This is a genomic window from Rhizobium sp. CF080, assembly GCF_000282095.2.
In the GTDB taxonomy this organism is placed as follows: domain Bacteria; phylum Pseudomonadota; class Alphaproteobacteria; order Rhizobiales; family Rhizobiaceae; genus Neorhizobium.
On the sequence record NZ_AKKC02000016.1, the window covers coordinates 227,137 to 246,929 of the forward strand.

Annotated in this window: 18 protein-coding genes; 10 read left to right on the plus strand and 8 right to left on the minus strand. The window is 62.8% G+C overall.

Translation table 11 applies throughout. The features are described 5' to 3' along the window. Positions 1–4 precede the first annotated feature (4 nt). Together PMI07_RS31360 and PMI07_RS31365 are read left to right on the plus strand one after the other, a co-directional pair. On the plus strand, positions 5–1,015 hold the full coding sequence (locus tag PMI07_RS31360) for a Lauroyl/myristoyl acyltransferase (protein ID WP_007759037.1): 1,011 nt from the start codon (positions 5–7) through the stop codon (positions 1,013–1,015). Between the two features lie 42 nt (positions 1,016–1,057). After that, on the plus strand, positions 1,058–2,212 hold the full coding sequence (locus PMI07_RS31365; RefSeq protein WP_024164335.1) for a serine hydrolase domain-containing protein: 1,155 nt from the start codon (positions 1,058–1,060) through the stop codon (positions 2,210–2,212). A gap of 69 nt (positions 2,213–2,281) precedes the next feature. Here the strand turns inward: PMI07_RS31365 and aspS are convergent, their stop codons facing one another. Both aspS and PMI07_RS31375 read right to left on the minus strand, forming a co-directional pair. Beyond that, positions 2,282–4,072 (minus strand): aspartate--tRNA ligase, encoded by a 1,791-nt coding sequence (aspS, locus tag PMI07_RS31370; protein ID WP_007765317.1) that lies wholly within the window; start codon positions 4,070–4,072, stop codon positions 2,282–2,284. A gap of 168 nt (positions 4,073–4,240) precedes the next feature. Then, on the minus strand, positions 4,241–4,771 hold the full coding sequence (locus PMI07_RS31375) for an isoprenylcysteine carboxyl methyltransferase family protein (protein ID WP_007765319.1): 531 nt from the start codon (positions 4,769–4,771) through the stop codon (positions 4,241–4,243). Between the two features lie 228 nt (positions 4,772–4,999). Here PMI07_RS31375 and PMI07_RS31380 point away from each other — a divergent pair, with 228 nt between their 5' ends. The 3 genes from PMI07_RS31380 to PMI07_RS31390 all read left to right on the plus strand — a co-directional run bounded on the left by PMI07_RS31380 (position 5,000) and on the right by PMI07_RS31390 (position 7,836). After that, positions 5,000–6,238: an MFS transporter gene (locus PMI07_RS31380; RefSeq protein WP_007765323.1), complete on the plus strand. Its 1,239-nt coding sequence runs from the start codon at positions 5,000–5,002 to the stop codon at positions 6,236–6,238. Positions 6,239–6,315: 77 nt separating this feature from the next. Then, entirely contained in the window at positions 6,316–7,461 is a 1,146-nt protein-coding gene (gene rnd, locus PMI07_RS31385; RefSeq protein WP_007765339.1) for a ribonuclease D, read from the plus strand. A 57-nt stretch (positions 7,462–7,518) separates the two neighbouring features. Further along, positions 7,519–7,836, plus strand: coding sequence for a hypothetical protein (locus PMI07_RS31390; protein ID WP_007765343.1), 318 nt, complete (start codon positions 7,519–7,521; stop codon positions 7,834–7,836). On the opposite strand, the gene PMI07_RS31395 is transcribed toward PMI07_RS31390, so the two are convergent. Continuing rightward, positions 7,808–8,215: a DUF2000 family protein gene (locus PMI07_RS31395; RefSeq protein ID WP_007765345.1), complete on the minus strand. Its 408-nt coding sequence runs from the start codon at positions 8,213–8,215 to the stop codon at positions 7,808–7,810. The genes PMI07_RS31390 and PMI07_RS31395 overlap by 29 nt on opposite strands. On the opposite strand from PMI07_RS31395, the gene PMI07_RS31400 reads away from it, so the two are divergent. From PMI07_RS31400 to PMI07_RS31410, 3 genes are all read left to right on the plus strand, one after another. Next, positions 8,214–9,146: an AraC family transcriptional regulator gene (locus PMI07_RS31400; protein ID WP_081761011.1), complete on the plus strand. Its 933-nt coding sequence runs from the start codon at positions 8,214–8,216 to the stop codon at positions 9,144–9,146. The two genes, PMI07_RS31395 and PMI07_RS31400, sit on opposite strands and share 2 nt — an antisense overlap. A 127-nt stretch (positions 9,147–9,273) precedes the next feature. Then, on the plus strand, positions 9,274–10,632 hold the full coding sequence (locus PMI07_RS31405) for an esterase-like activity of phytase family protein (protein ID WP_007765349.1): 1,359 nt from the start codon (positions 9,274–9,276) through the stop codon (positions 10,630–10,632). Between the two features lie 221 nt (positions 10,633–10,853). Further along, positions 10,854–11,450, plus strand: coding sequence for a hypothetical protein (locus PMI07_RS31410; protein ID WP_007765351.1), 597 nt, complete (start codon positions 10,854–10,856; stop codon positions 11,448–11,450). A gap of 49 nt (positions 11,451–11,499) precedes the next feature. Here the strand turns inward: PMI07_RS31410 and PMI07_RS31415 are convergent, their stop codons facing one another. The 5 genes from PMI07_RS31415 to PMI07_RS31435 form a co-directional block, all read right to left on the minus strand. Next, positions 11,500–11,697, minus strand: a complete 198-nt coding sequence (locus PMI07_RS31415) for a hypothetical protein (RefSeq protein WP_007765363.1) — start codon at positions 11,695–11,697, stop codon at positions 11,500–11,502. Positions 11,698–11,845: 148 nt separating this feature from the next. Further along, positions 11,846–13,366, minus strand: coding sequence for an exopolyphosphatase (gene ppx / locus PMI07_RS31420; RefSeq protein ID WP_007765365.1), 1,521 nt, complete (start codon positions 13,364–13,366; stop codon positions 11,846–11,848). A gap of 5 nt (positions 13,367–13,371) precedes the next feature. Next, the gene (locus tag PMI07_RS31425) at positions 13,372–15,564 is read right to left on the minus strand and encodes an RNA degradosome polyphosphate kinase (protein ID WP_007765367.1); all 2,193 of its coding nucleotides are present in this window, start codon (positions 15,562–15,564) and stop codon (positions 13,372–13,374) included. 280 nt (positions 15,565–15,844) lie between these two features. Then, on the minus strand, positions 15,845–16,564 hold the full coding sequence (hdaA, locus tag PMI07_RS31430; RefSeq protein WP_007765370.1) for a DnaA regulatory inactivator HdaA: 720 nt from the start codon (positions 16,562–16,564) through the stop codon (positions 15,845–15,847). 7 nt (positions 16,565–16,571) lie between these two features. Then, on the minus strand, positions 16,572–17,768 hold the full coding sequence (locus tag PMI07_RS31435) for an AI-2E family transporter (protein WP_007765372.1): 1,197 nt from the start codon (positions 17,766–17,768) through the stop codon (positions 16,572–16,574). 178 nt (positions 17,769–17,946) lie between these two features. Here PMI07_RS31435 and purM point away from each other — a divergent pair, with 178 nt between their 5' ends. Both purM and purN read left to right on the plus strand, forming a co-directional pair. Next, complete coding sequence (gene purM / locus PMI07_RS31440; protein ID WP_024164336.1) at positions 17,947–19,020, plus strand: phosphoribosylformylglycinamidine cyclo-ligase; 1,074 nt, start codon at positions 17,947–17,949, stop codon at positions 19,018–19,020. Further along, complete coding sequence (purN, locus tag PMI07_RS31445; RefSeq protein ID WP_007761008.1) at positions 19,017–19,700, plus strand: phosphoribosylglycinamide formyltransferase; 684 nt, start codon at positions 19,017–19,019, stop codon at positions 19,698–19,700. The genes purM and purN overlap by 4 nt, the downstream gene beginning before the upstream one ends. Positions 19,701–19,793 lie beyond the last annotated feature (93 nt).

The following is a 19,793-nucleotide window of genomic DNA, read 5'->3' on the forward strand; positions in this document are numbered from 1 at the left end:
CGGGATGGAGGAGAACCGACCGCTGGAAGCGGGCCATAAGGCAAGCAAACGCAAGGCTTGGGTTTTCGAAGAGGGAACATCCCTTCGTTTCTCCGATTTCCTTGCCGGCGGTGAAGCCCGCCGGCAGTTCTTCAAGCATCTCCGCAAGGAAACACCGCGCGATATCCGCGACCTTCTGATGGTTTTTGCCTTCAAGATGCTGCCGGCGAGCGTCGTCTCGAATATCGGCGGCTTTCTCGGCCGCCATGTCATACCGCGCCGATACAAGGTGATGTCGGCCCGCGCCCGGGAAAATTTCCGCATCATCCGGCCCGAGGCCTCCGAAACGCAGATCGAGGCCTGGCTCGAGGAATTCGCGGATTCGCAGGGGCGCCAGCGGGCGGAATATGCCGTGATGCGCCGCCTCGCCGCCAAGACGCAGAACATCCGTTTCGTCGGCACCGAGAACCTCGTCCAGCAGTGCGCCGGCCAGCCGGTCATCTTCATCGGCCTGCATCTCGCCAACTGGGAGGTCGCCTGGCAGTCGCTGGTGGCCATGGGGCTGGAACTGACCGGCAGTTATGATCCCCCGAAACGCCGCGTGCATCACTGGCTGGTCAACCGCGAACGGCGGCGCGACCGTTTGACCGTGCTGAAGCCCGGAAAGGATGCCGTCCGGCCCGCACTTCAGACGCTCAAGGACAATGGCAACCTGATCGTCTTCTGCGACGAGGGGTTCGAAGGAAAGGTCAGAGCTCCCCTGTTCGGCCGGCCGGCACATCTGCAGGGCAATTACGCCTTCGTCGCCCGCCTCGCCCGCAAGACGGATGCGCTGCTTTATCCGATCTATGTCACCCGCGACCGCGGCACGCATTTCACCTTCCGCACGGTCGAACCCTTTCGGCTGCCGCCGGAGGACAGTCCCGGCGGCCGGCTGATCGACGATGTGAAACTGATCAATTCCGTCGTCGAGCCGATCGTCGCCCAACATGTCGCCCAATGGTTTTTCGTCGCCCACCGGATCGTCCCGCTCTGAGGCGGCCCTAGATGAAAGCGTCTTCACCGGAGGTTTCGTCCCATGAATCTGCCCATCAGTCCCTCGACCCGAACATCCTGCCCCACCATCGACGCTGCAATCGATAGTGCGCTCGCCTCCAGGCGCCTCGTCGGTACCGTCGTGATGGTCGCCAAGGACGGCGAGGTCATCTACCGCCGCGCCGCCGGTTTTGCGGACCGTGAGGCACGCTTGCCGGCCAGCGAGGACACGATCTTCCGGCTGGCCTCGGTGACCAAGCCGATCGTCACCATCGCCGCCATGCGGCTCGTCGAACAGGGCCGCATCGGCCTCGACGATCCGGTGACGAAATGGCTGCCGGACTTCCGGCCCCGCCTCGAGGGCGGCTCCGAGCCGGCCATCCTCATCCGGCATCTTCTCACCCACACGTCCGGTCTCAGCTATTGTTTCGAGCGGGATGATGGACCTTATGTCCACGCCGGCGTTTCGGACGGCGTCGACCAGCCAGGCCTTTCGCTCGAGGAGAATCTCCGCCGCATCGCCTCCGTACCGCTGCTCTTTACGCCCGGCACCGGCTGGCAATATTCGGTCTCGATGGACGTGCTCGGCGGCGTCATCGAGACGGAAACCGGCAAGCGCCTCGGCGAGGCCGTCGCGGCACTGGTGATGCGGCCGCTCGGCCTTTCCGATACCGGCTTCACCGTCACCGACCGCAGCCGGCTGGCGGCCCCTTACGTCGACGGTTCGCCCGAGCCGAAGCGGATGGGCGAGACGGAAAAGGTCCCCGTCCTCAACGGCACGGTGACCTTCGCCCCCGACCGCATCTTCGACCTCGCCTCTTTCCATTCCGGCGGCGGCGGCATGGCCGGGATCGCCTCCGACGTGCTGACCGTGCTCGAAGCCATCCGCAAAGGCGGCGCGCCGCTGCTGTCCGAAAAGACGGTCAGGGCGATGACGACCAACCAGATCGGCGATCTGCTGGAGCCGACGCGGCCGGGTTTCGGCTTCGGTTTGGGCTGGGCGATCGTTCTCGATCCGGCAAAGGCGGGACTGCCGGTGTCACCCGGCTCGCTGCAATGGGGTGGCGTCTACGGCCACCACTGGTTCATGGACTTGACGAGGAAAGTCACGCTGGTGGGGCTGACCAACACGACACTCGAAGGCATGTCGGGCCAGTTCACGCTCGACCTGAAAAAGGCCGTCGCTGCCGACCTTTAGGTCCATCAACCTCAGAGATTGAATCAAAAAGCCCGGCACATGGCCGGGCTTTTGTGTTCTTGCAAGAACTCAGTCCTTCTTCGGCGTCGGCATGACGCGGATGGCGAGTTCGCGCAGCTGCTGCGGCGTGGCCGGCGACGGGGCGCCCATCAGCAGGTCCTGCGCCTGCTGGTTCATCGGGAACAGCGTCACTTCGCGCAGGTTCTTGGCGCCGACGAGCAGCATGACGATACGGTCGATGCCGAAAGCCGCGCCGCCATGCGGAGGCGCGCCGTACTGGAAGGCGCGGTACATGCCGCCGAACCGGTCCTCGACGTCTGCCTGGCTGAGGCCGACCTTTTCGAAGGCCTTGACCATCAGTTCCGGCGACTGGTTGCGGATCGAACCCGAAGCGATTTCGAAGCCGTTGCACACCGCGTCATACTGGAATGCCTTGATCGTCAACGGATCCTGGTTTTCCAGCGCCTCGATGCCGCCCTGCGGCATGGAGAACGGGTTGTGGGCGAAGTCGATCTTCTTTTCCTCCTCGCTCCATTCGTAGAACGGGAAGTCGACGATCCAGCACATCTCGAAACGGTCGCGGTCGACGAGGTTCAGTTCTTCGCCGGCGCGGGTGCGGGCTTCGCCTGCAAACTTGTAGAACTTGGCCGGGTCGCCGGCGACGAAGAAGCAGGCGTCACCGTCATCGAGGCCGAGCTGGGTGCGGATCGCCTCGGTGCGCTCCTCGCCGATGTTCTTGGCGAGCGGCCCGGCGCCTTCGAGCTTGTCGCCTTCCTTGCGCCAGAAGATGTAGCCGAGGCCCGGCTGGCCGGTCGACTGCGCCCAGGCGTTCATGCGGTCGCAGAATGCGCGGCTGCCGCCGGTCTTGGCCGGGATTGCCCAGACTTCGACCTTGGGGTTCGAAGCGATCATGCCCGCGAACACCTTGAAGCCGGAGCCGGCGAAATGGTCGGTGACGGCCTGCATCTCGATCGGATTGCGCAGGTCCGGCTTGTCGGAGCCGTATTTGCGGATCGCCACGTCATAGGGAATGCGCGGCCAGTCCTTGGTGACCGGCTTGCCTTCGGCGAACTGTTCGAACACGCCGGTCATGACCGGACCCATCGTGTTCCAGACGTCTTCCTGGGTGACGAAGCTCATTTCCAGGTCCAGCTGGTAGAACTCGCCCGGCAGGCGGTCGGCGCGCGGGTCTTCGTCGCGGAAGCACGGAGCAATCTGGAAATAACGGTCGAAACCGGCGACCATCAGCAGCTGCTTGTACTGCTGTGGCGCCTGCGGCAGCGCGAAGAACTTGCCCTCATGAATGCGGCTCGGCACCAGGAAGTCGCGTGCGCCTTCCGGCGACGAAGCGGTCAGGATCGGCGTCGAATATTCGGCGAAACCGATTTCGCCCATGCGGCGGCGCATGTCGGAAATGATCTGGGTGCGCTTGACGATGTTCCGGTGCAGGGTTTCGCGGCGCAGGTCGAGGAAGCGGTACTTGAGGCGCACGTCTTCCGGATAGTCCGGCTCGCCGAACACCGGCAGCGGCAGTTCCTTGGCAGCGGAGAGCACTTCGATCTCCTGGGCGTAGAGCTCGATCTCGCCGGTCGCCATGCCCTTGTTGACGGTGTCTTCCGAGCGCGCCTTGACGAGGCCGTCGATGCGGATGACCCACTCGCCGCGAACGATCTCGGCGGTCTTGAAGGCGGGGCTGTCCGGATCGGCGACGACCTGGGTCATGCCGTAATGGTCGCGAAGGTCGATGAACAGCACGCCGCCGTGATCTCGCACGCGATGCACCCAGCCGGACAGGCGGACGGTCGATCCGACGTCGGACTTCTTGAGGGCGGCACAGGTATGGCTGCGGTAACGGTGCATTTCAGTATCCTGGACGGTTAAGTTTTGCGGTCTTTTGGCGTGCGTAGCACGGCCTGCCGGCTTTATGGAAAATCGGCGGGAAAAGCGCATGATGGACATGCTTTGTCAAGGCAGAACCGATCTGCCGCCCAAAACGCCGTGAAGGATCGCAGGTATATCGGGCCGCGGTCAGCGGGCTGCGGCGGCCCCGAACAGGTCGCGCATCGCCTTCTCCTCCTGCACGATACGAACGATCAGGATGACGAGGTAGACAGGCAGCCCGATCATAAGCGTGAGCCAGCTGTGGAAGATCAGTGCGTAACCGACGAGTTCCGGCAGGATGTTCAGAAAATAGTTCGGGTGCCGGATGGTGCGGAAAAGCCAGTGCCGGCTGACCAGATGGTTTTTCGCGATCATGATCTTCACCGTCCAGACCGGACCGAGCAGCCGGACGATCCAGACCAGCATCAGCAGAGAGGCTACGAAGATCGCAAGACCGGTCGCGGACAGGCTGTCGAATTCGGTATGCCGGCTCCAGCCTTCGCCGAACGCCCCGAGATAGAACACGCCGTGGGCGAGCGCCAGCAGCCTGGTGTTCAACGCTCCGTACTCCACCGCGCCCTCCTCCCGCAACTTCAGTTCATGCCGCTTGGAGACCACGACGCTCGCGATTCGGGCCGTGGCAGCAGCGAGAAAGATGACGATGAGGATGGGACTCATGTGTGGGCGCCTCCGTTTCCTCCCGATTAGGACAACAAAGGTCGCAACTCCAGAGGCCTCCGATACGGACACGCGTTGCCGCCAGAGCACCGGCACAATCTCCCGCACATGACCCGAAGGATCGAAAGACCGTAAGTGTCGCTTATCGCTGTGCCCCGCCCGCCGTTCAGGATATAGGTTCGGTAGAACTGCCAGTGCCTCTCCCGATTCCCGTGCAAAGCCCTGCCGATGAGCCATATCCGTCCGCTGATCCCCCTCCTCGTCACCGCAGGCATCCTCATCGGCGGCAACGGACTTCAAGGAACATATATCGCGCTGCGCGGCTCGGCCGAAGGGTTTTCGCCTTCGACCATCGGCATGATCGGCGCCGGCTACAGCATCGGTTTCGCCTTCGGCTGCATGTATGTGACGCGGCTGCTCCGGCAGATCGGCCATATCCGCACCTTCTCGGCCATGGCAGCGGTCACAGCTTCGGCTTCAATCGGCATGTCGATGATCATCGACCCGGTCTTCTGGTTCGCGATGCGCTTCGTGATCGGTATTGCCGTCGCCAGCTTGTTTGCAACGGTCGAGAGCTGGATCAACGCCAAGGTCACCAATGCCAACCGCGCACGCACGCTCTCCGTCTACCGTTTCGTCGATCTCGGCTCGGTGACGGTGGCGCAATACATCATTCCGACCGTCGGCATCGAAGGCCCGATCATCTTCAACATCATCGCGATTGCGCTGGTCTTGTCGCTGGTGCCGATCTCGATCGCCGACAAGTCGAGCCCGGCGCCGCCGGAAGCGATCGCCTTCGACCTCAAGGCCGTCTGGCGGATTTCGCCGCTTGCGGTCGTGGGCGTCATCTCAGTCGGCCTGTCGATGGCGGCCTTCCGCAATATCGGGCCGATCTATGCCGAAGAGATCGGCATGAGCATCACCTCGATCGCCACGTTCATGAGCGCCGGCATCATCGGCGGCGTGGTGCTGCAATATCCGCTCGGCATCTATTCCGACCGGCTCGACCGGCGCCGCGTCATCCTGTGGACGACGATCGGCTCGATCATCACAGGCGCCTACCTCTCCTTCGGGGCGGGTACCAACGAGACCGCCAATATCGTCAGCGTCTTCCTGTTCGGCGCCTTCTCGATGCCGCTCTATTCTCTCTGTTCGGCACATGGCAACGACTATGCCAAGCCCGGCGAGCACGCGCTGGTCTCGGCGGGCCTGTTGTTCTACTGGTCTGTCGGCGCGACGATCGGGCCGCTGCTCGCCTCGATCCTGCTGCAATATTACGGACCGCGCGCCTTTTTCGCCTATACCTCGTTCATTTTCCTGGGCTTCATGATCTTCACGCTCAGGCGAATGCGGGCGCGTGCCTCAGTGCCCCCATCGGAGCGATCCTGGCGCTTTCGTGCACTGCTTCGGACATCGGCCTATTTCAACAGGCTCGCCGGTCCGCCCGATAAAGACGAGCGCGAGTAACGCTTAAACACCGTTGCGTATTGACATATGCGGCCGGAAGGAGAAGGAAGGTTGATCACCCTCACGTGAATGAAACGATGATCCAAACGACCGCTGCACTCGAAGAAGCCTGCATCCAGCTGGCCCAATCGGACTTCATCACCATCGACACCGAGTTTCTCAGGGAAACGACCTTCTGGCCGGAGCTGTGCCTCATCCAGATGGCAAGCCCGACTGTCGAAGTCCTTGTCGATCCGCTCGCCAAGGGGCTGAGCCTGAAACCCTTTTTCGAGCTGATGGCCAATCCCGCCGTCATCAAGGTGTTTCACGCCGCCCGCCAGGACATCGAAATCATCCACCATCTCGGCAATCTGGTGCCGCATCCGATCTTCGATACGCAGGTCGCCGCCATGGTCTGCGGTTTCGGGGATTCGGTCTCCTACGACCAGCTCGTCAGCCGCATCAAGGACGTCCATATCGACAAGTCCTCGCGCTTTACCGACTGGAGCCGCCGGCCGCTGTCCGACAAGCAGCTCGAATATGCGCTGGCCGATGTGACCCATCTGCGCGACGTCTATCTCTTCCTGAAAGCCCAGCTCGAGCGCGAAGGCCGCGCCCTGTGGCTGACCGAGGAAATGGCAGTCCTCGAATCGCCCGGCACCTATGACCTGCATCCGGACGACGCCTGGGCGCGCCTCAAGTCGCGCCTGCGCAAGCCGACGGAGCTCGCCGTCCTGAAATACGTCGCCGCCTGGCGCGAACGTGAAGCGCGCAGCCGCAACGTGCCGCGTTCCCGTGTGCTGAAGGACGACGCGATCTACGAGATCGCCCAGCAGCAGCCGAAGGACGTGGAGGCCATGTCGCGGCTCCGCACCATTCCGAAAGGCTGGGAGCGCTCCGCCTCCGGCACCGCCATCATCGAAGCGGTCAATGCCGCGCTCGCCCTGCCGAAGACCGAGATGCCGCATGCGCCGAAACATGTGCATGTCCCGGAAGGCACCGCCGCCGCCGTCGAACTGCTCAAGGTCCTCCTGAAGCTGATCTCCGACAAACAGGGAGTCGCCGCCAAGATCATCGCCAATACCGACGATCTGGAAAAGATCGCCGCCGAAGGCGAAGCGGCCGAGGTTGGAGCCCTGCACGGCTGGCGCCGTGACCTCTTCGGCGACACGGCGCTCAAACTGATCAGCGGCGGCGTGGCGCTGCGCTTCGTCAACAAGAAGGTCGAGGCGGTGGAGCTTTAAGGGTTATGCCCTGAGCGCTTGCCTTGAACTTCGCGGCGCTGGAGGCCTGAGCGACCGATGCGCTACCCGACATCGAATGTCCTGATCGCCGTCGTCGTCCTGCTCTCGCTGTTGCTCGTCCTCGTCATGGAAGCGTCAGGGTTCGGGGCCTTTTCGCCGCTCTGGAACCGCCCGATCGTCCGGGGGATCTGCGCCGCCAACCTGCTCGTCGCCCTGCCGGGCCTGATGAGGGCGAAGCACGTTGCCTGGATCAACTACCTGCTCCTTAGCATCACCACTTATATCGTGGCCTCGACCACGCCGATCGCCGCGCTCTGGATCATTCCGAGGACTGCTTTCCTCGCCGTCAGGCATGCATTTTCGAGCCTTTGGTGATCTTGTCGACGATCTTCTTGTCGGTCCTGATCGCGATGCCCACCAGTTTCGCATCCTCCGGCGAGAACTGTGCGAACACCTCGCGGTTGGCAGCATCATGGCCGGTCGAGAACATCTCCTCGATATAGGCCGATGTCGTCACGTCCCGTTCCAGCGAGCGCCGGTGGATGGTGCGCAGCATCTCCTGGTCGGCGGTCAGCACCACGACCGGCTGGATGCTCATCGGATTGTAGACATGACCTGCCGCATCCCGATATGCTTGGCCGATGATCGCGGGATTTTGCGCGATGATGCCGCTCGTCAGAAACGCGGTCACATTGAGCTCCTGCCAGGGGGCGAGGTCATCGCGAAGCACGATCGCGATCTTGGTATCGAACATGAAGAACAACTCCGTCGAAGGTTATGCCAAAGGTCATGCAAGAACTGACGAGATAGCGGCAGAGGGTGCCGTGGGTCTTGAACGTTCGTGCAGCGCCGCAGGCACATCTGGGATCAGCACAGATTGCGCATCGGACGGCATCGTCCAGGCGCCCTCCTCGCGCGGCATCGAGCGGATCGAGGCTCGCTTCCACGGGCTCGGTTTCGAGCCGCATCGCCACGACACTTACGCGCTCGGCCTGACGCTGTCGGGCGTCCAGACCTTCCACTATCGCGGTGCGGCCCGCGCCAGCCTGCCCGGCAATGTCATCGTGCTGCATCCGGACGAGGTGCATGACGGTGCGGCCGGCACCGACGACGGCCTGCGCTACCGCATGCTCTACCTGCCGCCGGAGCGGCTGATCGAGGCGGTCGGCGGTTCGCGCGGCCTGCCCTTCGTGCCCGACCCGATCATCGCGGATGCGCAATTCCGGCAGTGTCTTGCCGAAGCTCTGGACGATCTTGAAGCCGAGCCGCAGGACCTGCTGCTCGACGACCTGATCGCCCGGCTTGCGACAAGCCTCTGGCGCCATGCGGACGGCAAGGGCAGCGCGGCGGGCACGCCGCGCGCAAAAGAGGCGGTTCTGCGCTGCCGCGATTACCTGCAGGCGAACACGGACCGGACTGTCTCTTCCGAGGAACTGGAGGACGTCAGCGGCTTCGACCGCTACACCACCGCCAGGCAATTCCGGAAGCTTCTCGGGACCAGCCCGCACCGCTATCTGGTCATGCGTCGGCTTGATCGGGCGAAGGTCTTGCTGTCGCAAGGCGGCAGCCTGGCGGATATCGCGGTCGAGACGGGCTTTGCCGATCAGGCGCATTTCACCCGTCATTTCAAGAAGACATTCGGCATGACACCGGGCCGCTGGATGGCGCTTCGCAGGAGCGCCTGAAGCTGCGGGCCCTTGTAAAATAACCGTCATCAAAGCTTCATCGAAGCGTCAATCTTCCATCACCTCCCCGTCACGCACTCGCCTTAACCGGTTGGCGTCTTCGACACGCCAACCAACAGGTGATCCCATGACTCGCTTTCTGCTTGCTACCGTCGCGCTCGCCGCGCTGATCAGCGGCTCCGCTTCCGCCGACGACAAGGTTTTCCCAGCCAAGCTCACCGGCCAGGCGGTCCTGCCCGCCAACACGGTCCTCCCGGCTCCGGCCGATGCACCGGCGTTCCTCAAGACATCCGGCAAGTTCACCACCGCCGACCGCAAGCGCACCGAAGCCCTCGGCACCCTGCCGGGCAAGGACGGCGCCCGCATCACCGACGTCAAGCTGCCGCTCGACGGCCAGCCGGTCCAGGGTTTCTCCGGCATCAAGACTATGGCTGACGGCACGTTCTGGACGCTGTCGGACAACGGTTTCGGCGGCAAGACCAATTCCTCCGACGCCATGCTGTTCCTGCACCAGATGAAATTCGACTGGGCTGCCAACAAGGCCGAAGTCGTCAAGAACGTCTTCCTCTCCGACCCGAACAAGATCGCGCCGTTCCCCATCGTCGCGGAAGCTTCGGAGACCCGTTACCTCACCGGCGCCGATTTCGACATCGAATCGATCCAGCCGGTTGCCGACGGCTTCTGGCTCGGCGACGAATTCGGTCCCTATCTCATCAAGGTCGACAGCCAAGGCCGCCTGACGGACGTCGTATCGACGTTCGTCGACGGCAAGCCGGTCACATCTCCCGACAGCCCGCTCGTCCAGCTGCAGGCGAACCCGGTCGCCAAGGCACCGGTCTTCAACGTGAAGCGTTCCGGCGGCTATGAAGGCCTTGCGATGTCCAAGGACGGGGCCAAGCTCTACGGCCTGCTCGAAGGGCCGCTCTACAAGGAAGACGGCAAGGTCGAAGACGCAGACGGGCTGACCGCGCTGCGCGTCATCGAGTTTGACGTCGCCTCCAAGGCGTGGACCGGCCGCTCCTGGCTTTACCCGCTCTCCAAGGGCGGCGAGGCGATCGGCGACTTCAACATGGTCGACGCGACGACCGCTCTCGTCATCGAGCGCGACAACGGCGCCGGCACCGCCGACAAGCCCTGCGCCGACCCGGCAAAGCCGGAGCCGACCTGCTTCAACGCACCGGCCAAGCACAAGCGCGTCTACAAGATCGAAATGACCGACGCCAATGTCGGCAAGGCCGTCCGCAAGATCGGCTATATCGACCTGATGAACATCCAGGACCCGGACAACAAGAAGAAGGCCGGCAATGTCGCCGGCGTCTACGACATGCCGTTCGTGACGATCGAGAACGTCGACGTCATCGACGCCACCCACATCATCATCGGCAACGACAACAACCTCCCCTTCTCGGCCGGCCGCGCCGTCGACAAGGCTGATAACAATGAGTTCAGCGTACTCGAAGTTGGGGAGTTTTTGACCGCGAAGTAAGCGGGAAGCGTCTCAAAGGCGAAGAGCGTCCGGTGAAAGCCGGGCGCTCTTTTTTGGGGGCTTGGCCGTTAGTGGGGCCGCTTTTGGCCCGAAGCGGTCATACGCGGTATGTGATATCGGAAAGCCAGATGCATCAATGATATCTTCGTCCGCGACGCGAAGGGCTGTTATCCCTCACTGAGTAAAGCGACAGTCGAGGCAATAGAAAGGCAGAGGTGGGGATGCAGCATATTCCAGATGATGCGTGGGATGCCTGGGCACCGGAACTGCTTTTTGAGCGCTTCCGCTATCAGAGTTCACCCTGGTACGTTGTCGGTGGCTGGGCACTGGACCTGTGGCACGGCTACCAGACCCGCGATCATGAGGACTTGGAGTTCTGCATACTTTCGGAGGATGTCGATCTTTTTCGCGCCCAGTTATCCGAGCTGGATTTCTTCGAGGTCCATAACGGCACGTTTGCTTATCTTGCTCCCGAAATCAGGCCTCGACCAGAGACCTACCAATTGTGGGGAGCCGACACGACCAACGTTTGCTGGCGAGTAGACATGATGATCGAACATGGCACCCCGGAAAACTGGATTTACAAGCGCGATCCATCGTTCCGTTTGCCTAGGTCGACTGTCGTTCGAGAAACACCATCCGGAATTCCTTATCTCGCTCCTGCTCTCGTCCTTTTGTTTAAGGCAAAACACATTCGGCCCAAAGATGCTGCAGACTTCCAGGCTGCGTTGCCGAAGCTTTACGATCAGGAAAAAGCCGACCTACGATGTTGGCTGGAGGCGATGTATCCCGGACATGAATGGATCACACAGCTTTGAGGAAAGGCAGGGTGTCCACTATTGGCGCGAAGCAGCCACTCACCTGCCCTCAACCGCGATAATTAAACAACCACTTGATGAACGCGGTCGATATCGTCACGAAGACCATCAATCCCGCCCAGGTTTCCAGGTAGAACGGCGGCGGGGCCGGTAGTTTTCCTTCGATGTCGAAGTAACCCAAGGTCATCAGGGACGCACAGATGACGAACGCCAACGTCGCCCAGATCCAGATACGCAGATATGACATTCGTCCCCTCCCGTTTAGCGCGCCGTAAAATAATTCAACGGCGGCATCGGGGAAGTTGTCCAATTGGAGTAGACCCTCAGGCTGAGTGTGGGGGTCCGGCATGGCGACGAACTGTCCCCATGCCCGTGTTCCCGCCCCCCTCCGGGTACTACTCGAACCGGAACGCCAGCCGCTTGCCCGTCAGCCTCGCCAGCTGCTGCAAACGCCCGTCCAGCCGCTCGCCGGCGAAATTGCGGTAGGCGGAGGGCACCACGAATTCGAGGTCGAGATCCGGTTCCGAGGATGGGCGGAAGCTCAGGTGGTCGACGAGGCCCGGCATGGAAGCGGAGAAGAGATAGACGACCCGCAGCAGCCCGCCGAGCAGCTTTGCGAGATCGAGCAGGCGGGGTGTGGCGATCGTCGCCAGCGGCCCGGTCGCGCCGTCGTCATGCAGACCTTCGAAACGGTAGTAGTTGGCGAGCGCCAGATAGGCGCGGCCGGCATGAGTGATGCCGACGAAGGAGGAATGGGCGATCAGGTTCAGCGCCTGCAGGCCGCGATAGTCCGGATGGGCGCGCCAGCTGATATCGGCGAGCAGGCAGGCGGCCTGGCGATAGCGGCTTTCCTCTTCCGTCTCGACAATCCCGAAGGCCGGCACCATGCGGCCGGTCCAGTCGGCGAGTTCGCGGGCGTGTTCGGGCGAGCGGGCGCGCAGGATGGCGAGCTGGTCGGCGGCGACCAGCAGCGGATCGCCCGCCTGCTCTTCATCGGAAAGCAGCGAGTAGAGATAGCCTTCGCGAACGCCCTGCGCGGAAAAGCTCACCTTGGCGGGCTTCATGACGTCCAGCACTTCCTGCATCGCGACGGCGCCGAAAGGCAGCAGCGAACGGCGGTTCTTGGAAACGGCCTGCCAGGCGGGATCCTTGCTGTCCTTGGCGGCGATCACTTCGTCGAGGAATTTCCGCATCTCGTCGAGCGTAAGCTCATAGCCCTGCATCATGTGCAGCGGATATTTGCTCATCTCCATGTGCAGCTTGGCGATGTTTCGCCAGGTGCCGCCGACGGCATAGAAGGTGCGGCCCGCACCGTTTTCCAGGAACCGCGCCGTATTCACCTGCTTGCGGGCGAAGGTGCGCGCCTTGGAAAGCGAATTGCCGGAGGATTCCGACAGCCTCAGCCCGCCGAGCGGCAGGGTGATGCCCCGGCCGAATTCCGTGCCCTTGATGTCGATCAGCTCCAGCGAACCGCCGCCGAGGTCGCCGGCGATGCCGTCCGGGTCATGGAAGCCGCTGATGACGCCGAGCGCCGAATACCGCGCCTCTTCCTCGCCCGACAGAAGCTGGATCCGCTGGCCGAGGATCTCTTCCGCCTGGGCGATGAAATCCGGGCCATTCGACGCTTCGCGGGCGGCAGCGGTCGCCAGTACGTAGACTTCGGTTGCCTGGGCCTGAGTGGAGAGCGCGCGGAAGCGCTTCAGCGACGACAGGGCGCGCGCGACACCCTCGTCATCCATGCGGCCGTTCGAACCCAGCCCCTTGCCGAGGCCACACAGCACCTTCTCGTTGAAGAGGACGGTCGGGGCGCGGGAAAGGCCTTCGTAGATGACGACGCGGACGGAGTTCGAGCCGATGTCGATGACGGAGACAGGAGCGATCCCCGGAAGGCGCCCCTGGGCTTCTGATCGTACCATAGTGCCTATTTCTTGCGTCCGGACACGAGGCCGGCGATGAGTTTCGGAGCACTCGACTTCAGGGCTTCACCGCGCCCCGAGAGGCTCGGATTGGTCATGAAATAGTGCTGCGCGTTAAAAGGTTCCTCGCCCTTGCGCACTTCCATGCGCCGCGACGTGCCGTCGGCCAATATCTCGTAGCTCTGCTGGTTGTCAATCAGGTTGCCGAGCATGATCTGGGATAAAACCTGCTCGTGCACCGTCGGATTGAGGAGCGGCACCAGCGTCTCGACCCGGCGGTCGAGGTTGCGCGGCATCATGTCGGCCGAACCGATATAGACCAGCGCCTTGTCGGACGGCAGGCCGAAACCGTTGCCGAAACAGAAGATGCGGCTGTGCTCTAGGAAGCGCCCGACGATCGACTTGACGCGGATATTGTCGGAGAGGCCGGGAACCCGCGGACGCAGGCAGCAGATGCCGCGCACCACGAGATCGATCTCGACGCCGGCGCGGCTGGCGCGATAGAGCGCGTCGATGATCTCCGGATCGACCAGCGAATTCATCTTCATCCAGATCGCCGCCGGCTTGCCTTCCTGGGCGTGGCAAATCTCTTCCTCGATATGGCGCAGGATGCGGGGCCGCAGCGTATAGGGCGAGACCGCCAGCTTCATGCTCTCGGCCGGCTCGCCGTAACCGGTGATGAAGTTGAAGATGTTCGCCATATCATGGGCGATCTTCGGGTTGCAGGTGAAGAAGGACAGGTCCGTATAGATCTTGGCGGTGATCGGGTGGTAGTTGCCGGTGCCGAGATGGCAATAGGTCCTGAGCTTGCCGTCCTCGCGGCGAACCACCATCGACATCTTGGCATGCGTCTTCAGTTCGATGAAACCGAAGACGACCTGCACGCCGGCGCGCTCCAGGTCGCGCGCCCAGCGGATGTTCGCCTCTTCGTCGAATCGGGCCTTGAGCTCGACCAGCGCCGTCACCGACTTGCCCATTTCGGCCGCATCGATCAGCGCCCGGACGATCGGGCTGTCGTTCGAGGTGCGGTAGAGCGTCTGCTTGATGGCGAGCACGTCCGGGTCGCGCGCTGCCTGCAAAAGGAACTGCACAACCACGTCAAAGGACTCATAAGGGTGGTGAACCACCATGTCCTTTTCGCGGATGGCGGCAAGGCAGTCGCCGGCGTGTTCGCGAACCCGCTCGGGAAATCGAGCATTGTGGGTCTCGAAGCGCAGGTCGTCGCGCGGTGCCTTGGTGATCTCCGACATGGTGTTGAGCGCCAGAAGGCCCGGCAGAACCGCGACGCGGTTTTCCGGCACGCCGAGTTCCTGCACCACGAACTGGCGGAGCGACGCCGGCATTTCCGAATCGGTCTCGATGCGGATGACCTTGCCGCGGCGGCGGCGCTTCAGCGCCGTCTCGAAGAAGCGCACCAGGTCTTCGGCCTCTTCCTCCACTTCGATATCGCTGTCGCGGATGATGCGGAACGTGCCGGCGCCCCTGACCTCGTAACCGGGGAAAAGCCGGTCGGTGAACATGCCGACCACATCTTCCAGGGTGATGTAGCGGATCGCCGAATTGAGGTCCGGCAGACGGATGAAGCGGTCGAGCGTGGTCGGCAGGCGCAAAAGGCCGGTCATCGGCTCCTTGCCGTGCTTGCTATGCAGCTGCAGGCCCATCGAGAAGCCGAGGTTCGGGATGAACGGGAACGGATGGGCCGGGTCGATCGACAGCGGCGTGAGGACCGGGAAGAGCTCGTCGTCGAAGGAGTTCGCCAGCCAGTTGCGATCCTCGGCGGACAGAGCCCCGGGCCTGACGATCAGGATGTCTTCCTTGGCAAGATACTGCTGCAACACGGCGAGTGAGGCCTGCTGCTCCATCTGCAGGTTGTCAATCTCCTGCAGGATATTGTCGAGCTGTTCGGCCGGTGTCTTGCCGTCCGGCGAGCGGATGACGATGCCCTGCCGCACCTGGCCTTCGAGGCCGGCGACGCGCACCATGAAGAATTCGTCGAGATTGGCCGCCGAGATCGACAGGAAGCGAACCCGCTCCAGAAGCGGATGGGCGGTGTTCAGCGTTTCCTCGAGGACGCGGCGGTTGAACTGCAGCCAGGAGAATTCACGATTGATGAACCGATCCGGACTCGTCATCAGGTCGAAGTCGGTATTGGCCGCCTCCAGGCCGGGCTCGCGCGCTTCAGTCGTGATCGAATCCATGTCTTCACCTCCACCGCCGCACCATCGTTTCCCGATGGCAGGCTAAATTCTCCGTCCTCATCCCTGTGCTTGTCACAGGGATCCAGCCAGCCCAAGTCCTTGGGCTGAGAAGAGCCTTTCACCGCGCAGACGCGCGGTTGCTGGATTCCTGTGACAAGCACAGGAATGAGGATGGCGAACGTATGCACTTGCCACCCTCATCTCATCCGTTGCGCGACATTCGTCCCAGTCGGGCAAATCGTTACGCAACACCATAAACTCGGCAACCATCTTGTCACAGTCAATCGTCAGTGCCGGCGCCGGTTCCGGAATTCCCAAAATCGTTCAGTACTTCGGCCGCGAGCGGTCGGGTTATCCGGGTGCCGCGCGCCAGCGCCAGGCGGTCCAGCCGCTCGACGATCGTCTGGGCCGCACCGAGCGACCGTTCCATCCGGTTGACGATGTAGCCCACGAGCTTGTCATCGATATAGAGCTGGCGGTCGGCGAACAGCTTGACGATCACCTGGGCCAGCAGATCCTCGTCAGGCTCACCGATTTCCACGACCGTCGCCGCCTTCAGCCTGGATTTGAGGTCCGGCAGGGTGACGCCCCAGGAAACCGGCCAGAGGCGCGACGTCATCAACAGGCTGTGGCCGTTCTCGCGCACGCTGTTGATGACGTGGAAGAGTTCGGTTTCGTCGAAACCGCGGCGTTCGGCATCCTCGAACAGGACCGGACCTGCCGCGGCCATTGTCGCGGCATCCGAGCCGACGACGGGATGGATGTCGGCCGCACCCGCCTTTTCCCGCCAGATATGCGCCAGGTGCGATTTTCCCGACCCTACCGGACCCGCCAGCACGACGACCGGCGACGGCCAGGCCGGCCATTCGTCGACGATCGCGACGGCCGCAGCCAGGCGTCCGGACACCAGGAGGTCGTCCCGGGTTCTCGCCGCATCATGGGTGAATTGCAGCGGCAACTGCTCGTGTCTGCGCCGCTCGCGCTCGCTCGTCTCGGTCATTGGTCTTTCAAATGCTCTTCTGAGAGTCATTCGCGTGAGGGTCATTCGGGGCGGTTATCCCGGCACCAGTTTCGGCATGTTCCAGCACATGCGGCCGTTCGGCCTCTTCCCAGGGAAGAACGGCCGCCCGGCCGTAATAAATATCGCTGTCAAGATACCGCGACAGCACGAAGCGGACAAGCACGCCCACCACGGCGGCGGCCGGCACCGCGATCAGCAGGCCGACGAAGCCGAATATCGCGCCGAAGGCAAAGAGCGCGAACATCAGCCAGACCGGATGCAGCCCGACGCTTTCGCCGACCAGCTTCGGCTGCAGAATGTTGCCCTCGACGAACTGGCCGACGAAGAAGACGCCGGCGACGGCGAGGATCCAGGGATAATCCGGCCAGAACTGCACCAGCGCCACGCCGACCGAAAGCACCAGGCCTATCAGCGAGCCAATATAGGGAATGAAGCTGATCATGCCGGCGATGAAGCCGATCAGAAGCCCGAAATTCAGTCCGACGACCGACAGGCCGACGGCATAGAAGATGCCGAGGATGAGGCAGAGCGAGCCTTGGCCGCGAATGAAACCGGCGACCGACTCGTCCATTTCCCGGGCGATCTCGCGCACCGTCGCCACCTGGTCGCGTGGCACCCAGCTATCCACCTTGGCAACCATGCGGTCCCAGTCGAGCAGGATATAGAAGGCAACGACGGGGGTGACGATCAAGAGCGACACGACGTCGATGATCGCCTTGCCGGAATTCCAGATCTGGGCGAGCAGCGAGCCGATGAAACCGGCGCCCTGGCTCAGCACCTCGGAAAAGTTCTGCTTGACCGTCTCGATCTGAGCGCTGATCCAATGGGGCAGGAACGAGCTTTCCGGGCTCGATATGATCTGCTGCAACTGGGAAATATAGCCCGGCAGGGCGGCAGCGAACTCGGTGAACTGGTTGATGATGATCGGGATCACCAGCATCAGCGACAGCGCGAAGACCAGAACGAAGCCGACGAGGATCAGCACCGTCGCCATCAGGCGGCTCAACCCCCGTCGTTCCAGCCAGTCGGCCACCGGATCGAGGAAATAGGCGAGCGCCATTCCGGCGACGAAGGGCAGCAGGATCGAACGGAAGAACCACAGGAAGACGACGAAGACGATGAGAACGCCGACCCAGAAGAAGACGTAGCGCTTCAGGCTCGCGCCACTGATATGATATGCCATCGCCGCTTCCTCTGAATTGCCCGGGCAAAAAAGGGATAGGGAAGCCCGCAACCCAGGTCAAGGGTTAGGAAGCGGTGCAGCAAGGCCTGTGAAAAGCCTTCAAAACCGCGTCCAACGCTTGCATCCGGCGCCATGTCGTGCAATTGCGGGCCGCTATAACGATCATTGGAGATGAACGATGAGCGAGGCGGGCAAGAACGGTCTCACCTATAGCGATGCCGGCGTCGATATCGACGCGGGCAATCTGATGGTCGAGAAGATCAAGCCGGCCGTGCGCTCCACCCGCCGCCCCGGCGCCGATGGCGAGATCGGCGGCTTCGGCGGCCTCTTCGATCTCAAGGCCGCCGGCTTCACCGATCCGATCCTGGTGGCCGCCAATGACGGCGTCGGCACCAAGCTGAAGATCGCCATCGATGCCAATTTCCACGACACCGTCGGCATCGACCTTGTCGCCATGTGCGTCAACGATCTCGTGGTCCAGGGTGCAGAGCCGCTGCTCTTTCTCGACTATTTCGCGACCGGCAAGCTCGATCCGGACCAGGGCGCGGCGATCGTTTCCGGCATTGCCGCCGGCTGCCGCGAGGCGGGCTGCGCATTGATCGGCGGCGAGACCGCCGAAATGCCCGGCATGTATTCCGACGGCGATTACGATCTGGCGGGCTTTGCGGTGGGCGCTGCCGAACGCGGCCAGCTCCTGCCGGTCGGCGATATCGCTGCCGGCGACGTCATCCTCGGCCTGACCTCGTCGGGCGTCCATTCGAACGGCTTCTCTCTCGTCCGCAAGATCGTAACGCTTTCCGGCCTCGCCTGGGATGCACCCGCCCCCTTCCGTGAGGGCATGACTCTGGGTGAGGCGCTTCTGACGCCCACCCGCATCTACGTGAAGCCGCTCCTGAAGGCGATCCGTGAGACCGGCGGGCTGAAGGCACTCGCCCACATCACGGGTGGTGGTTTTCCGGAGAACATTCCGCGCGTGCTGCCGAAGCACCTGGCGGCCGAAGTCGATCTCGACAGCATCCCCGTGCCGCCCGTCTTCTCTTGGCTGGCAAAAACCGGCGGCGTCGAGTCGAAGGAAATGCTGCGCACCTTCAACTGCGGCATCGGCATGATCGTCGTGGTCGCGCCTGAAAACGCCCAGGCCGTCACCAATATCCTCACCAATGAAGGCGAGATCGTCGTGCCGCTCGGCCGCATGGTCGAACGCGCCGAAGGCAGCGCCGGCGTGATCTACCAGGGCACCCTCGGCCTATGAGCGCATCCGCGGCAGAAACGGTGCGCAAGAAGCGCGTCGCCGTGTTCATCTCCGGCGGCGGCTCCAACATGCTGGCACTCGCCGAAGCCTGCGCTGCGCCGGACTTCCCCGCCGAGATCGTCGCCGTATTCTCCGACAAACCAACGGCCGGCGGCATCGCCAAGGCGGAAGCCCGCGGCATCAAGACCTTCGTCTTCGAACGCAAGGGTTTCGCCGGCAAACCCGAACACGAGGCGGCGATCCTCGCCGCACTCGACGAAGTGAACCCGGATATCCTCTGCCTCGCCGGCTACATGCGGCTATTCTCCGCCGAGTTCATCAGCCGCTACGAAGGCCGGATCCTCAACATCCACCCTGCCCTCCTGCCGCTCTTTCCGGGTCTCCACACACATGAACGGGCCATCGAGGCCGGCGTGAAGATTGCCGGCTGCACCGTGCATTTTGTCACCGAAGGCATGGACGAAGGCCCGATCCTCGCCCAGGGAGCCGTCCCGGTGCTTGCCGACGACACTCCCGAGACCCTGGCCGGCCGCGTGCTGACGGTCGAGCACAAGCTCTACCCGCTGGCGCTGAAGCTGCTGGCGGAAGGCAAGGTGCGGATGGAGGGCGACCGGGCGATCACCTCACCCGGCACAACGATCGATGTCGCGGATCAGCGGATCTTCTCGGCGGGCAGCTAAGCGCCGCACTCGACAAGCGGCGCCTCACGTCCTACATTCTGTACGCAATCTTCGTACAGGAGACCGGACATGGCCAGTACAACTCAGAGAATT